Source organism: Bremerella sp. P1 (assembly GCF_028748185.1).
Classification (GTDB): domain Bacteria; phylum Planctomycetota; class Planctomycetia; order Pirellulales; family Pirellulaceae; genus Bremerella.
Window position 1 is genome coordinate 3,544,273 of sequence record NZ_CP118164.1, and the last position, 15,231, is coordinate 3,559,503.

Sequence of the window (15,231 nt, forward strand, 5' to 3'; positions counted from 1 at the left end):
GGTTATCCTCGGCTCATTGTTTGGTAAACTAGTAAGTGCCTTCCTGGCATACTCCCTTCCTTCTAAAGATTCATGCACGGAAATCCATGGTTAGGTCCGTGCATCCTACCTTCGTTGAGAAATATCCATGGCTAGCTTTCCGTCTAGTTTGCTACGTTCGCTAGGTGCTCCTATTCCGCGGCCGCGATATCGTCGATCGGCAAGAGGGGGATATTTCGCCAAGGCAGCTATTGTTTGCCTCGTCGTTGCGGGGGCTGCTGGAATCTACTTCTACACCGCCGGCAAAAAGGGACCGATCGTCGAAGACGAAATGTTCCATCAAGTAGCGGTCGGAAACTTTGTCCACGATGTAGTGGAAAAAGGCGAAGTCGAAAGTGCCCGGAACGTCGATGTGATGTCGGTCGTGCGCGGCTACCGCGATTTGAACAGCTTCGAGATCCTATGGGTGATCGAAGAAGGCAAGATGGTCGAGCCTGGTGATGTTCTGGTCCGACTCGATTCGTCGGCATTGGAAGAAGAGGCAAAGCTTCAGCGACTCGACTTGAGTGGTTCGGTTGCCGGTTTATCTAAGGCCCAGAACGAACTCGAAGCCGCTCAGATTGCCATGACCGAATACGTCGACGGACTGTTTGTTCAAGAGAAGAAGGAACTCGAAGCCGAAATTAAGTTCGCCGAAGAAACGCTCCGGCGTGCCGAGGAATACTACGCCTATAGTTCGCGTCTGGCGGCCAAGGGGTTTGTGACTTCGCTTCAATTGGAAGGGGATAAGTTCGCCGTCGATAAGGCGAAGATTGAACTCGACAACGCGAAGCTCAAGCTGTCGGTGCTCATCGAGCAAACCAAACATAAGAAGATCAAGGAACTCGAGAGTAATATTGGTGTTGCCAAGGCAGACTTAGAGTCAGCCAAAGAGCGAAACTCCATTGAGCAAAAGCGGCTCGACTTCTTCTTAGAGCAGATCAAGAACTGCACGATCACAGCTCCCGCTTCTGGTCAGGTGGTCTACGCCAACGAACGCGGTAATCGCGAAGCTTCCGAATTCATTGTCGAACCAGGAACATCGGTGCGAGAACGGCAGACGATTATTCGCCTGCCTGACTACAGCGCCATGCAGGTTCATGTGCTGATTAACGAATCGCGAGTCGCCATGGTCGACCCCGGCATGAAAGCGACGATCACGCTCGATGCATTTGATGGTTTGAAGTTGTCCGGCACTGTGACGAAGGTCAACGAGTATCCCGAACCGATCAGTCGATTCGGTGCTCAGATCAAGCGTTATGCTGCCGTGGTGACCATCGATGGCACGCCGCGTCAAATCAAGCCTGGTCTGACGGCCAACTGTGCCATCCACGTCGATAGTCAAGACGATGTCATAATGGTGCCCGTACAGTCAGTATTCCCCCACGGTGACGAATACTTCTGCATGGTTCGCAAGACTGCCGAGGATGTCGAACCCAGAAAAGTGGACTTGGGAGCGAGCAATAATCGATTTGTGGTTGTCAAGAATGGACTGAGCGAGGGTGAGTATGTTTCGATGAGCCCTCGTCGTTTGATCGATACGGTCGAGATGCCTGAACTCTCTCCAGAGCAGCTTGATCCAAAGCCAAAAGGTAGTGGCAATCGGAAGGGACCACCGGGGCGAGGTCCTGGTAAGCCTGCACAAGAGACACGTGAAGAGAGCCCTGGCGAAACGGATTCTTCAGGCGAGCAAACACAATTGGTCGACCGAGTGCTAAAGAACTTTGACACCAACAACGACGGCATCTTGTCTGCCGATGAACTGGCTGCCAGTGGTGGCGAGAAGTACACCAGTGCCGATCAAGACGGAGACGGTCAGATCGAACGCCACGAATTGATCGCGGCGACCAATGCCGAAGAAGCTCTTGAGGAAGACCCTGTAAGGATTGCCGAAGACCAGCCTCCGCAACCAGTGGGAGGCGCTCAGTGAATTACGCCACGCGCGTAGTTGACCTCAAGAAGATCTACCACCTCAAAGGCGAAACCGTTCACGCACTGCGAGGAATTAACTTCGATGTTCCTGAGGGTGACTATGTATCCATCATGGGAACATCCGGTAGTGGCAAAAGCACGCTGCTGAATATGTTGGGGTGCCTGGACCGACCCTCATCCGGACAGGTCGTTCTGGGGGGAAATGACACGAGCAAACTTTCCGACGATCAACTCTCGCAGCTGCGAGCGTCGCGGATCGGTTTTGTTTTCCAGTCGTATAATCTCATTCAGCAGCTGACGGTGATCGAGAACATCGAAGTTCCGTTGTTCTATCGAGGTAGCGTGTCTTCAGCCGACCACAAGCGTGCTCGGGAATTGGCTCGAATGGTAGGCCTGGGCGAACGCATGGGGCATCGGCCAACTCAGCTTTCTGGTGGACAGCAGCAACGTGTTGCCGTCGCTCGCAGCCTGATCAATAACCCTGACTACATCCTGGCCGACGAACCGACCGGTAACTTGGATTCAAAAACGACCGAAGAGATCTTGCAGTTGTTCGAGACCCTCAACGATCAGGGACGCACGATTATTCTGGTGACCCACGAAGATGACGTCTCGCATCATGCGAAACGTTCGATTCGCTTGATGGACGGGCTGATTCAGGAGGATCACATAGTAGAGAATCGCCGTTCGGCCAACGCCCGCGGTACGATGGATACTTCGGCACTGAACTTAGCGTAACGCACAGGAATTTGGTCCCATGCTTGGGCTACGAATTTGGAAACTTGGAATCAAAAGCTTGCTGCTGCATCCGATGCGGTCGCTGCTGACGATTCTTGGTATTTTCATCGGCGTAGCGAGTGTGATCTGGCTGCTGGCCATCAGCGAAGGGATCAGTGCGAAAGCCCAACAGCAAATCGAAAAACTGGGTGCCGAGAACATCATCGTTCGCACTGTGAAGCCCCCGTCCGAGGCCATCGCGGAACAACGTGGTCCGTTGACTTACGGTCTGAAGCGAGACGACTGGAAACTGCTGGAGGAAACGCTTCATTCCGTCGAGACGGCAACGCCCATTCGTGAAATTAGACGCCAGTTCCGCCACGGTCCAAATTCGGTCAATGGTCGGTTGGTTGGCTGTACGCCAGCTTACGCACGATTGAACCACCTGGAAGTGCAACCACGCCGTGGTCACTTTCTGACGGACGTGGAAGTCCAGGATAAATCAAATGTTTGCGTCTTGGCTGCGGAAGTCGCCGATTCGCTATTCGGTTTTGAGAAGCCGGTCGGTAAGACGATTCACGTCGACGACGACATCTATACCGTGGTCGGTGTTTTAAAACCCAAGGCCGCGACCGCTGCTGTGGGCGGAAGCTTGTCGGGGCAGCAATACGACAAGGACGTTTACATTCCGATCAGCACCCTCTGGCAACGCATCGGCGATCATGTCGTGATGATCGAAGGGGGGACGTTCTCCAGCGAGATCGTCGAGCTCAACCAAGTCACATTGAAGATTGCCAAATCCGATCAGGTCATGAACACGGCTGACCTGGTTCGCGAGAGCTTGGAGAACCACAATACACTACGCGACATCTCGGTGGTGGTCCCGCTCGAGCTACTGGAGCAGGCCCGGCAGACAAAGTTTATGTTCATGGTCTTTATGGGCCTGATCGCGGCCATCTCGCTGCTGGTCGGCGGTATCGGCATTATGAATATCATGCTGGCCACGGTGACGGAACGTACTCGCGAGATCGGTATTCGTCGGGCATTAGGTGCGAAGCGGGGCGATATCATCCGACAATTTCTGGTCGAGACGATTGTTCTTTCGGTCGTCGGTGGCCTCACTGGTGTGTTGGGCGGGCTACTCTGTATTCCAGCCGTCGAATTGGCTCGCTTCCTGGCCAATACGTATGACCCGGCATTGATAGCACAGTTGCCCGATTCTATTCGGGACGTGAGCCCCCAGATCGTGCCAATTTCGATCCCTCTGGCTTTTGGGATTTCGGTCCTCGTTGGCGTGATTTTCGGCCTGTATCCTGCAAGCCGAGCGGCAGATCTCGACCCGATCGAAGCACTTCGGGCTGCCAACTGAGTTGAACCGGGAAGCCCATTCTCGGATCGCTCAAAGTGCGTTATCCTGTACCATTCTTCGCGATACGGATATTTTCTCTAAGCTCTGTAACTTTATACGATCAGGCGGCAGCGGATGGCCAAGAAGAAAGCCCCCAAGAAAAAGGTAGCACCCAAGACGGATAGCAAGGCGAAGGTTGATCTATCGAAAAAGGATAAGCACACGCTGAAGCAATTGGTGGGCCTGGCCGACAGTGTGGTCTCTGCTGCTGGGCGAGTTCGCGATCCGAAGATGGACATCCCGACCCGCAGTCTCTCGAACGTGCGCTACAACAAGTCGCAGCGTATTATCGAGATGGGCAAGAATACAACGGGGCGGCAACTGTTCAATCTGAATCAGGCCAAAAGCTATATGCAGACGATGCTCGTCGGCAGTGGCTGCAAGAAGCTGATCGACGAAGGCAAGTCGACCAGCATTCGAGGTCTCTACTATCTGCTCAAGCACACCATTGCCGGTACCAAGGAAGAAACCTTTGCCGATCAGGCCGAGAGCGACCCGATCATCGAAGACGTCGAAGTGTTGCTGAACGTGCTCCGTGAAGAGCTGCACTTGTACGCTCAAAAGAAGGGAGACATGGTCGGCAATATCGTCCTCCGTGATAAGGGGGATGAAATCGATTGCTCACGCATGGGAAGCGGTGGGTACGGGATTCCGTCGATCGTCGAGCCGGAAACGATTGAGTTCGTGAAATGCGAAGCCGATTTCGTCCTGCATGTCGAAAAAGGTACGGTCTGGCAGCGGTTCAACGAAGACAAGTTTTGGAAGACGCACAACTGTATCCTGACGCACGGTGGTGGGCAGCCATCGCGTGGCGTTCGGCGGCTGCTCTCGCGATTGAACAACGAGCTCAACTTGCCAATCTATTGCGTGCTCGATAATGACCCTTGGGGGTATTACATCTACAGCGTTATCAAGCAAGGCTCGATCAACCTGGCCTACGAGTCGAAGCGTATGGCTGTCCCCGATGCCAAGTTCATCGGGCTGCGATCGATTGATTATGAACGCTGCAACCTTTCCCCCAGCGTTCAGATCGCCCTGAACGATTCGGATCGAAAACGCGCCAAACAGATCGCCAGCTACCCCTGGTTCGAGCAGAAGAAGACCTGGCAAAAAGAAATCCAGAAGATGCTCGACAACGGCTTCAAGTTGGAAGTCGAAGCACTGATCAGCCAAGGGGTAAGTTACGTGACCGAAGAATATGTCCCGGCCCGCTTGGCGGAACGTTCGTGGCTGGACTAGTCTTTCGCTCGAAGAAATTGGAACGCAGAGACCAACGGAGAAGGCATGATCGATCGAAGCGACCTCCCCCCTGAGCTGGCAGATTTTGCTGCTGTCGCCCAGGTTCCCGTGCAGTGGGGAGACATGGACTCGTTTCAGCACGTGAACAACACGGTCTATCTGCGCTGGTTCGAGACGTCTCGTGTGCGTTACCTGGAGGTCTCCGGTCTGAATCCCATCATGGAAGCCACCGGTTGCGGGCCGATCCTGGCTTCAGTGCACTGCAATTATCGGAAGCAGCTTCGTTATCCCGATACGGTGCTCATTGGTGCCCGGATGGTGAAGCTTGGCGGGACGAGCATGAAGGTCGAGCACGTCGTCTACAGCACCGGACAGGGTAACACTGTCGCGGATGGTGAATCAGGCGTCGTGTACTTCGACTACGCGAATCAACGGCCAATCGTCATTCCCGATGACGTGCGAAAACTGATTGCTAAAACCGAAGGCCGTGAGCTCTAGTTTTCTACCTCAAGGACCTGAGATTGGCCGCGATTCTGCTGCCAGTTGCGTGGTCCCCGTTGTCCGTTTGGGTTGGGCTGAGGACCGCCAGGCTGGCCGTTCTGGTCTTGCATTTGTTGCTGCTGTTGAAGCTGTTGTGGATCGACTTTTTCCAGCAACCGGTTGAGAAGCTCGCGAAACTTGTCTCCGCCAACGCCTGTCTTCAGGTTGACGACGCGAACCGTGGAAACCTGCTTCGCCGACTCATCAATTCGCTTCACCATGTCCATCACCAGCGTCATCAGGCTCTCGCCTTCGGCGGAGATCAACAGCGTGTTGGAAATGTCATCAACGCCAATCGAGAGCTTGCCGCGAAATGCGGAGCCGCTGCGAGAGATGTAGTCGCTCGCTGATCGCTCCTCATTGCGACCGCGTTCGCCTGATTGTTGCGGAGGAGCCTGAAGCGATTTGTCATTCGACGAGAGTAGATCGCGAAAGACTTCCTTGACCGATTCTGCGATGGCCGATGCCCGGGAGTAACGAACTGCGTAGGTTGCGTTGAGACGTTTTGACTCTTCGACAACCGGCTCTGGCTTGTCATAGAGTTGGATCAATTCACGAACCGTCTCTAGCTGCTCGGCGGTCGCGTTCTGAACGAGAATTGTATTCGTGTCGATGTCTGCCAGGAACTTGATCGGTGCTCGCTGCGACAGCCGCCGAGAGTCATCTTTTTTATCCTGCTGGTTGAAGTCCCAAAACCAAGGCGATCGGGAATTGCTCTCTTTTTCCTCTTCTTCCTCGAAGAAGTCTTCCAGGTTCCAAGAGACAAACAATGCCGGTGCATGTTTCAGTTCAAATACCTCGTAGTCTTTGGGAGGTGGCGTCATCTCGAGAAGGACGTCCTCCAACAGATCGAGCACTGCCGGGTTCTCCGATGCCAACGTGATCCGGCCGTTTTCGTCCACTTGAATGACGACGGGTTGGTCCGCAGCAGGTTTCTTCTGTTCGCCAGCACCGGCGGCTTGCGGGAAGTACTTCCGCATAAGCTCTTCCTGCGAGAGCCCATCCAACTGGTTGTCGTCCGCTGCTACTTCCTCCAAGACTGGCTCGTCAGAGGCGGCGTCTTCTTTTTGTGAGGCAACCGCCAGGTGGACCGGTACGGTAATACCGTGCTGATGCATTACCGAGCTATCGGCATCCGGTTTCTTTTCTTGGGTCTCTTCGGTCTTGGTGGGCTCCGGTTCAGGCTTCTTCTTCGGTTCCGCGACTTCGATTTTCAGTGGGGCAGGAGAAACTTGCGGCCAAACTTCTTTCAGCTTCTTGACTAACTCTTGAGCTGACTGGCTTGAGCCCAGATCAAGTGTGCGTAATCGGCCTCGCTGCGAGTCGCCACCGGCGGGGATCTCGCCCAGTTGGACCAGCAGGTTTTCAACTGCCTCGAGCTCAACCTCATTCGCCCAAAGCAACAGGCGATTGTTGACGACGTCGGCATCGACGCGGAACTTGTCCTTGCTCTTGGTGTCCTCTTGCTGGCGACCGTAGCTGTAGAACGAATAGTATCCGCGGCGTGAATTGCTGTCGTCTTCCTCTTCCTCGCTTCCCATCATGAACTGGATCGAACCGGCTACGTAGTCGGCTTGAAGTCGACGCAGACGAATCACCTTGAATTGGCGGCCCGTGCCGTCCAGCTTGCTGATCAGCGTTTCGATCGTGATTTGGTCGGCGGGCGTTGCATAGGCGATCAGAGCTTTGTTCTTGTCGTCGGCGACTAGCTGCGTTGTGGGGTCGAGATTACCTGCTTGCAGTAGCATGGATTGAAGTGCTTTCGGATCTAACTGGGCAAGCCGAAATACTTTTACCCTTTGGAAGTTGGCACCAATGGTCGCACCCGGTTGTGGCGGGACGTCGAACATCTTCACCGCTTCCGCGATGACGACAATCTTATCTGGCGGAGCATTCGCGATGATGCTGTTTTGTCGCGAGTTGATGACCAGGTGAATATTGTCCGTAGAATTGGAACGTCGGCGACCACCGCTATTTCCGCCTGGCTGCTGCTGTTGCATTTGCTGCATCATCTGCTGCTGCATTTGTTGCATCTGCTGCATCATCTGCGGATTCATCGCCATCCCGCCACCGCTCGGCTTACTGATGCCCAGCAGCGATTGCAGCTGGGCCACCACATCTTCGGCGCGCGTGTAGCGAAGGAAGAACTCGTGGACTTTGGAAGATCGAACCTCGGACGACTGCTCTTCCTGCAGCACATGCTGAATCTCGCGCAGGTTGGAAACCACATCCAGGACTTCCAAGCGGTTCGAGGTTGCCAGCGCCGACATCGAACCATGTTTGCTCAGCATCGGTTTCAATTCTTCCACGGCATCTTCGGCTATGAGCCAGCTGAGCGGGAAGGAAACCTTGACGAATTCGTGGTCGTCCCGATAACGCAAGTCTTCCGAATACACGCGCGGGACGCGAGCAGGGTTTAGGCCTTCCAGCTTGGCGACGACGAATCCTTCCCGCTGTTGGAGAATGGTGTAGCCGCGTGTCATCAGGCGTTCGTTCAGAAGATCGCGGACTTCATCGACGCTGTAAGCACGCTGGGTCGTCAGGTTGAGATAGTCACCAGGCAGTTCCTGCCAATCCAGGCTGGTATTCGAGATATCGGCCAGCCAGTCTAAGACGTCGGGCCAAGCTTGGCCTCGGAAATTGAACCGGACCATCCCACGCTCATCAGGACGGACTTTTAGCTCTTGGGGATCGGAAGGCTGATCTGGCTCATCTTTGCGTTGGATCGGTCCCTTGTTGCCTTCGGTGGGGGCTTCGCCAGGTTTCGCGTCCTCTTTCTTTTCGTCGGGCTTGGTCTCTCCGTTTTGGGGCTCTGGTTCGCCTTCTTCTGGTTTGGGATGTTCTCCGCTAGGGGAAGGACGCGGACCACGAACACGCATCGAACCTCCCGGGCGGCCTTGTGCGGGGATCGTCTGAATTTGGAGAGCTTCTTCTTCCTGGCCACTGGCAAGTTCAGGCAGCCAAGTGAATAGGGCAAGTACGAAGCATAACCCTGCGCATGGAAATGCAGTTAGGGGCCGAAAAGTCATGGGGCTTCCGGTTGGGATGAGGCGCTGGATGGGCGTCCGATGGGTGATCAAGACGAGCTCATTATCTTTCGTCTACCGAATCTGTTCAAACTAATTGCCAGAAAATTCCCCTAAATTGGTGTAGGGTCGAATTCCCCGGGTATGTGCCATTACGTAAGACGAAAGAAAAAGTGCTTTGGATTCTTGCATTGGTTCTTGTGCGAGATCTTGGAGACTTTACGTTAGAGGCAAGCTGGGGGGCTGGCGTAGTTCGCGCGATTTCAGTGCTGTCACGTAGATCCCTCAAAATGACGGAAGTTTTGACCTGGATTTGGGGAACTTTCGTGGCTACAAGGCCATCTACGTTTTCAGGCAACGATTCTTACATTGTTGCGGTACCGTTTCACGCGACCTAACTCTTTAAATAGAAGCAGGTTGAGGGAAATTTAGTTTGATAGCTCCATCCGTTTAGGTGGCTCAGACCCATGGATTTGCAACTTAATGACGAACTTCTTTCGGCTTTCCTGGATGGGGAAGTTTCAGAAGAAGAACGTTTGCAAATTGAGTCTTTGCTGGCTAAGTCCCCCGAGTGGCGGAGTCGGTATCACCAGTTGATCGAAACCGTCAACGCCGTTCGCACGATGCCCGAGATTCCGCTGCCACGAGATTTCTCGCAGGATATTCTCTCCCAGATTGCACAGCGTCAACAAGAAGAGTGTCAGCAGCAAGAGGGGCAGGCTGGGCACGAGGCGGCTGCTTCTCAGGTCACCTTGGCAACTTCGTCCGATCGATCAATGCTCGAGCGTCGTCGTCAGAAGGATTCTCCGTACGCATCGGCTTGGATTGCGGTTGCGGCTTGCCTATTGATTGCGGCCGGCCTGGGTATCGCTTATCAGGTTGGAATGTTCGGTTCCGGTAGCGATCCAATGATCGCCCAGAACGATCCGGTTGCTCCCTCCGATGTGAAGCCAATTGGGAATCCGGCCACACCAGATATCAAGCCGGCTGTCGATAATTCACCTGAAGATCCGAAGCACTCCCCCTTCCCCACGGTCGACGAACTGGCCAACAGCCAGAACAATCCGCCGATGGAAGTTATCCCGATGGATGACCCGGGAATGGCACGAAGTCCGATCGGTATTCGGGTCAATGTCCGCACGAAGCCAGGAGAAGATCCCAAGACTCCATCGACGATGAAACGGCCTGGCTCGCTGGCTCGAAGTGTCTTCAATCTTGATCCTCAGGAAGATCCCGAGTTGGATCGTATCGAGTTGACGAATTTCAAGCGGGATGATGTCGCCGAAGAGATTTCGACTTGGGCAGATCTCAATCAGGATAGTCAGGTTTCTGACTCCGAGGCCCAGCAATCCTGGTTCCGCTTTATGCAGACCGAAGGTGCGGTTCCCGCGCTAAGCGAAGAAGCCTTGATCGCGATCGATCAGGATATGAATCAGAAGATTTCGATTGCTGAGTTCCACTTGGCCGTCGCGTCAGTTCGTTGGAATGGCAGCGAAGCTCTTCGCAAGGCTTGGTATCGGTTGGATGCCAATGGTGACGGTATCTGGTCACGTGAAGATTTTCCTGTCAACGCTCGCTTTGCCACGATGGGCACTCCTCCGCTCTCGCAGCAGCTCGTGCAGTGGCATGCACTCTTGGACCGTTCTCGCGATGGCAATGTGTCGCGTCTGGAATTCGCACTTTCGTCAGACCAGATTCAGCTTGTGCTGAAGAATTGGGAACAGAAGATTCTCAATCCTCAGTCGTACGATCAAACGAAGTCGCTGCTCAGCGAATTTGATCGGGACGGAAACGGACAGCTGGCAGGTCGTGAATTAATGCGACTGAAAGAGAAGCACGAAACGCTCGCGCCGCGGATGGAGAACGTCGGTCGTGATGGTCTCTCAGCCTACGAGCTCTACTTAATTGTCGAAGCGGAAAACCTCTAGCCCTTCGGGTATGCTCCTGGGTTTACCCGTGGATCTGGTACGGAAAGCCGTGCGGAAGTAGTGATCTGGGTATATCGGGGGGTGAAAAACCTTTCTTTGCGAGACTGACTGCGTAGAATGACGTTGTTGTGGCAGCTCACGCCAGCTTGCCTGTCACAACACTACGGAAAACCGCGTTGGATAATGATGTTCGTCGGACGAATATCCAGGCAGTCTATCCAACCGAAGGGGAGAAACGTCAAAGATGAACGAGGGAAGCGGCAGCATCGTGGAGAGTCAGGAAGAGTCCGCGTATGCCGATTCCGCATCTACTGCCGATTCGCTTGCTTTGAATCGGACGAAAGTTCGGTCCAAGTCTGCTGAAGCTTCCTCGGATGAACCGGAAGTGCGTTCGGCCACCGATTCTGAATCGCTTCGTACCTATCTCGTCGAGATGGGAAAGATCCCTCGGCTGACTATTGAGCAGGAGCGGCATCTGACCCGGCATGTCGCCCAGGCTCGTCGCAGCTACCTGCGTCGATTGTTCGGGTGTGGAATTGTCACACAGATGGTGTGTGATCTGCTTGTGGAAGTGGCAGAAGGCGACCGGCGACTGGATCGTACCTTGGAAGTCACTGTCAGTAGCCCGGGCCAGAAAGCCAAATTGCTAGGCAAGGTCCGTGAGGCCATCGAATACCTTGCCGAGTCCGCACACCGCAATCGCTACGATATTTCTGTGGCCATGCGTACTGACGAGGAAACACCCCAGCGGCGTGAAAGGGCGATTGAACGCCTCATGCGTCGCCGTCATGCAACGGCGTGTTTTCTCGAGTCGTTTGGCTTGCGAGAAAAGTTTCTCCCAGACTGGCAGCGCAAAGTGGAGCAGTTGCTTCAGTCGCTTAATCTGCCGGCAGGTAGTGCGCCTGGTCAGATGTTCGACATGCCGGTCTCTCCGGAAGCACTCGAGATATTCGAGCTTTATCAAGAGACGCCAGGAACTCTAGCGTTTCAATGGCCGAAGGTTTGCGAGGCTCATGAAGTGTACGGGCGGGCTAAGAAAGAGCTCGTCGCCGCGAACTTGCGACTGGTGGTCTCCATCGCCAAGAACTATCGAAATCGTGGATTGAGTTTTCTGGATCTGATCCAGGAAGGAAATGTCGGCCTGATTCGCGCGGTCGAGAAATTCGATGAATCACTCGGCTTCAAGTTTGCTACCTACGGAACGTGGTGGATTCGGCAGGCGATTCTAAAAGCCATTGCCGACCAAGCGAAGTTGATTCGCGTGCCGGCAAGGATGCAGGAACGGATCCAGAACGTTCAGTCGTCCAAGGCGCAGTTCCGTCAGGAAGAGAATCGCGATCCTACGATCGAAGAGACCGCGAGCCGAGCGAAGGTAACCGAACGCGATGTTCTGCAGGCCGATGTGTTGATGCGCGGGCCGATGTCGCTTGATGCAAAGCCATACGATGACGACGAATTCGCCGATATGCTGCCGGCCAAAGATGACTTTTCCGGACTCTCGGAAGGTAATCGCGAGACGGTTCAAAAACTATTAGCGAACGTCTTTAGTGTCCTGACTCCACGAGAGCAGGAGATCCTCTGCCGACGATATGGTATTCCGGATGGTCGTTCGCAAACGTTGGAAGAAGTAAGCCAGGCTTTCTCACTGACGCGTGAGCGAATCCGACAAATCGAAATCGCTGCCCTGCGGAAGCTTCGTAAGTCGAGTGCTTGCGCAGGGCTGAAGGATTGGATTGACGAGCCGGTTACCTTCTAAAGCGGCCTACCAGGCGTCGCATTCGTAGGAAAGCTGACGCAGATAGTCGATCGCTTCTTCGAGCTCCGAAGTCTCAACGCCAACTTTCCGGCCCTCGCGGTCGCAGCGTGCTAGGAGGATTAGCTCTTCGTAATCCTCCGACTCTTTCAAGCGGCGTTTCGCTCTGGCTCCAATCGTACCGTCGACGACTAGTGCAGCTTCCATGTGATGGGCAATGAGCCAGTGGGTTCGCTGGGTAATGTCGTCTCCGAGGGCTTCCAGGCCTGCTTGAACGTGATCGTAAGGATCGATCCCCTTGCCCACGTCATGCAGTAGCGCGGCCAGCAGGAACTCTTCGTCGTAGGGTAAGTGGTCGCGCGCTCGGTCAAAGACTTGGAGGCTATGGTAAAGAGCGTCTCCTTCAGGATGCCATTTGGGGCTTTGCTTGACGTTCTCCAGAGGTAGTAGCAGTGCCTCGTACTGAAGGAAACGATCGACTTGGTTCTCGACCGCCGCGAGTCCTTCGGCGTACTCAATCTCGTTGTAGGTGTCTGCCAGGAATTGTTCGAACTCGGCAATGGTCATCCGCTCTTGTGGTTTGCCGGTGATCGAACTCTTGGAAACGACCGAGGCATCCTTCGTGGCTCGAACTGTAAGCTCGAATGGATATTCTTCTCGAATGTGGATGTGTGTATAGACGCCAGCGGCACCAGGTTTGTTAACGTGCTTACGCTGGACGTCGTAGCGTATTCCTTCGGCTTCCAGCGTTGCGGTTACGGCCGACATGCTGTCACTAAAAATATGCAGATCGATGTCCGACCCTTTGCGGACATGCCCCGTGAGAACGCTTCCCACGATCTTAGGACGGAAACGCTGGAGAACTTTCATCATGCGAAGAGCTTCCAGCCGCATGGTGAGCAAGTTATCGAGTCGGTTGTCCCCCTCGAACATACGCGCCATCGATTGCACTTCGTCGCGAATCTCGGCGTTTGTCGGAAGGTCGGCTTCTTTGACCCAGCCTCGTTGGACTCGACGGGCTGCTTTCATCTTGGCGTGGTAGTACTCAGATTCCTGGCGGTCGTACAGCATGCGCGCAGCCTGATGGGCAATCTGGCGACGCAGTTTCGACGGTTGTGTCATAGAGATGGCCAGCTTATTTCGCTGACGAGTCGACGAGTTTGAATGGAAAGAGCGTTCTGGTCGACAACAAAACGGCTACGAATATTATACACAAACCGGGTAGAAAGGTTCGGGATAAGAAATCGGAGTCGACTCGAAGGTAGGCTACGTCGCACCGCGCCGATCCGGCAACCAGGTGCCCTCTCCCGACAACCAAATCACCGGCCGGCAACGGTGCGCACGTCAGCCGCAAGATAGCTCCTCGCGACGGCAACGGCGGCAAGATCCTTGTTGGGGTTATCTCAAAGGAGTTCGCAAAAGCGGAACTGTGGCCGTATTAGCCATGGTGCAGATAACGGGAAAGGAGGCTGTGACCATTGAGTCGCGGACATAAAGACAAAAGCAAACTGCATGCCGCGTACCATAAACCCTTAGGTGGTCACAGTTTGGCCACCTGCCGTAGGCACTGACTGTAGCGAGAGTTAGCGACGCTAGGTGCCTGGTCCTAGGCGGGGAATGCACGGTTTCTTCATAACCAATGCTACGGATGCGCGCCTATTGTGCTTAATTCCGGGGCAGCAGGCCCGGGGCTATCCGTCATCTACATTCGCTACTCCTGGAGGGTTAGAATGCGGCGAAAGGAATTCTCCCCATTCATCGAAAGATTAATAGCTATGCGCCTCGCAAAGTTTATCGGAACCCACGGAACCCCAGCGGTTGGCTTGGTGCGTGAGAATGAAGTCGTCCAGTTTTCCAGCCAGGATGTGACCAGCCTGTTCGAGATTCTCGATGCGGACGATCCTGTGCAAAAGGTCGAGTCATTACTTGACAACGCGCAGGATACGGTAGCTCTTGATCAAGTGGTCCTGCTGCCCCCCATCGATCAACAGGAAGTCTGGGCTGCCGGTGTAACCTACAAGCGAAGCCAAACGGCGCGGATGGAAGAGTCGGAAGCGGCGGCCGATTGCTACGATCGGGTGTACATGTCGGATCGGCCCGAGCTTTTCTTCAAGGCGACGCCTGGCCGAGTTACCGGAACGGGGCAGACACTACGAATTCGAAAAGATTCCAAGTGGAATGTTCCCGAGCCAGAATTCGCGTTGGCTCTGAATTCTCGCGGGCAAATTGTCGGTGTGACGATCGGCAACGACATGAGCAGTCGCGACATCGAAGGAGAGAACCCCCTTTATCTTCCGCAAGCAAAAGTTTATGACCAATGTTGCGGATTAGGACCTTGGGTTGTTCTGGCCTCCGAATATTGGAAGGACCATTCAGAACTTTCCCAGGTGAAAGTGCAGTTGAGTATCGTCCGGGCTGGAAACGAGGTCTTTCAGGGAGATACCAGCCTCGATCAATTGGCCCGCTCGTTGGAAGGCCTGGTCGAGTATCTCTTCCGAGATCAGCACTTCCCACGCGGAGCATTTTTGCTGACGGGAACCGGAATTGTTCCCGACAATGATTTCACTCTGCAGCCGCAAGACATCGTGAGCATACAGATTTCAGGTATTGGCACCCTGACCAGCGAGATTGTTCAAGGGTGACATAGACCGTATCGCATCGGGAAAGGTG

General features: G+C 54.3%; 10 protein-coding genes. 8 read left to right on the forward strand and 2 right to left on the reverse strand.

Annotated features, from left to right (window positions below):
* The first annotated feature begins 127 nt into the window (after positions 1 to 127).
* The 5 genes from PSR63_RS14920 to PSR63_RS14940 all read left to right on the forward strand — a co-directional run bounded on the left by PSR63_RS14920 (position 128) and on the right by PSR63_RS14940 (position 5,812).
* The gene (locus PSR63_RS14920) at positions 128 to 1,948 is read left to right on the forward strand and encodes an efflux RND transporter periplasmic adaptor subunit (RefSeq protein WP_274326472.1); all 1,821 of its coding nucleotides are present in this window, start codon (positions 128 to 130) and stop codon (positions 1,946 to 1,948) included.
* On the forward strand, positions 1,945 to 2,688 hold the full coding sequence (locus tag PSR63_RS14925; RefSeq protein WP_274326473.1) for an ABC transporter ATP-binding protein: 744 nt from the start codon (positions 1,945 to 1,947) through the stop codon (positions 2,686 to 2,688). The genes PSR63_RS14920 and PSR63_RS14925 overlap by 4 nt, the downstream gene beginning before the upstream one ends.
* Positions 2,689 to 2,707: 19 nt before the next feature.
* Positions 2,708 to 4,036 carry an ABC transporter permease gene (locus PSR63_RS14930; RefSeq protein WP_274326474.1) on the forward strand — a complete coding sequence of 443 codons (1,329 nt, stop codon included), beginning with the start codon at positions 2,708 to 2,710 and terminating at the stop codon, positions 4,034 to 4,036.
* Positions 4,037 to 4,150: 114 nt separating this feature from the next.
* Positions 4,151 to 5,314: a DNA topoisomerase IV subunit A gene (locus tag PSR63_RS14935; RefSeq protein ID WP_274326475.1), complete on the forward strand. Its 1,164-nt coding sequence runs from the start codon at positions 4,151 to 4,153 to the stop codon at positions 5,312 to 5,314.
* Between the two features lie 45 nt (positions 5,315 to 5,359).
* Entirely contained in the window at positions 5,360 to 5,812 is a 453-nt protein-coding gene (locus tag PSR63_RS14940) for an acyl-CoA thioesterase (protein ID WP_274326476.1), read from the forward strand.
* Here the strand turns inward: PSR63_RS14940 and PSR63_RS14945 are convergent.
* The gene (locus PSR63_RS14945; protein WP_274326477.1) at positions 5,809 to 8,733 is read right to left on the reverse strand and encodes a secretin N-terminal domain-containing protein; all 2,925 of its coding nucleotides are present in this window, start codon (positions 8,731 to 8,733) and stop codon (positions 5,809 to 5,811) included. The two genes, PSR63_RS14940 and PSR63_RS14945, sit on opposite strands and share 4 nt — an antisense overlap.
* Positions 8,734 to 9,347: 614 nt before the next feature.
* Between PSR63_RS14945 and PSR63_RS14950 the strand changes: the two genes are divergently transcribed.
* On the forward strand, positions 9,348 to 10,808 hold the full coding sequence (locus PSR63_RS14950) for a hypothetical protein (protein ID WP_274326478.1): 1,461 nt from the start codon (positions 9,348 to 9,350) through the stop codon (positions 10,806 to 10,808).
* A gap of 244 nt (positions 10,809 to 11,052) precedes the next feature.
* Positions 11,053 to 12,564 carry an RNA polymerase sigma factor RpoD/SigA gene (locus PSR63_RS14955; protein WP_274326479.1) on the forward strand — a complete coding sequence of 504 codons (1,512 nt, stop codon included), beginning with the start codon at positions 11,053 to 11,055 and terminating at the stop codon, positions 12,562 to 12,564.
* Between the two features lie 6 nt (positions 12,565 to 12,570).
* On the opposite strand, the gene PSR63_RS14960 is transcribed toward PSR63_RS14955, so the two are convergent.
* Positions 12,571 to 13,683, reverse strand: coding sequence for an HD domain-containing protein (locus tag PSR63_RS14960; RefSeq protein ID WP_274326480.1), 1,113 nt, complete (start codon positions 13,681 to 13,683; stop codon positions 12,571 to 12,573).
* A 653-nt stretch (positions 13,684 to 14,336) separates the two neighbouring features.
* Here PSR63_RS14960 and PSR63_RS14965 point away from each other — a divergent pair.
* Positions 14,337 to 15,203, forward strand: a complete 867-nt coding sequence (locus PSR63_RS14965; protein ID WP_274326481.1) for a fumarylacetoacetate hydrolase family protein — start codon at positions 14,337 to 14,339, stop codon at positions 15,201 to 15,203.
* The last annotated feature ends 28 nt before the right edge of the window (positions 15,204 to 15,231 follow it).

Bases quoted from the DNA above. Each gene is read 5' to 3' on its own strand.
- PSR63_RS14920 (WP_274326472.1), top strand. From the start codon at position 128: ATGGCTAGCTTTCCGTCTAGTTTGCTACGTTCGCTAGGTGCTCCTATT.
- PSR63_RS14930 (WP_274326474.1), top strand. From the start codon at position 2,708: ATGCTTGGGCTACGAATTTGGAAACTTGGAATCAAAAGCTTGCTGCTG.
- PSR63_RS14935 (WP_274326475.1), top strand. From the start codon at position 4,151: ATGGCCAAGAAGAAAGCCCCCAAGAAAAAGGTAGCACCCAAGACGGAT.
- PSR63_RS14940 (WP_274326476.1), top strand. From the start codon at position 5,360: ATGATCGATCGAAGCGACCTCCCCCCTGAGCTGGCAGATTTTGCTGCT.
- PSR63_RS14945 (WP_274326477.1), bottom strand. From the start codon at position 8,733: ATGCGTGTTCGTGGTCCGCGTCCTTCCCCTAGCGGAGAACATCCCAAA.
- PSR63_RS14950 (WP_274326478.1), top strand. From the start codon at position 9,348: ATGGATTTGCAACTTAATGACGAACTTCTTTCGGCTTTCCTGGATGGG.
- PSR63_RS14955 (WP_274326479.1), top strand. From the start codon at position 11,053: ATGAACGAGGGAAGCGGCAGCATCGTGGAGAGTCAGGAAGAGTCCGCG.
- PSR63_RS14960 (WP_274326480.1), bottom strand. From the start codon at position 13,683: ATGACACAACCGTCGAAACTGCGTCGCCAGATTGCCCATCAGGCTGCG.
- PSR63_RS14965 (WP_274326481.1), top strand. From the start codon at position 14,337: ATGCGCCTCGCAAAGTTTATCGGAACCCACGGAACCCCAGCGGTTGGC.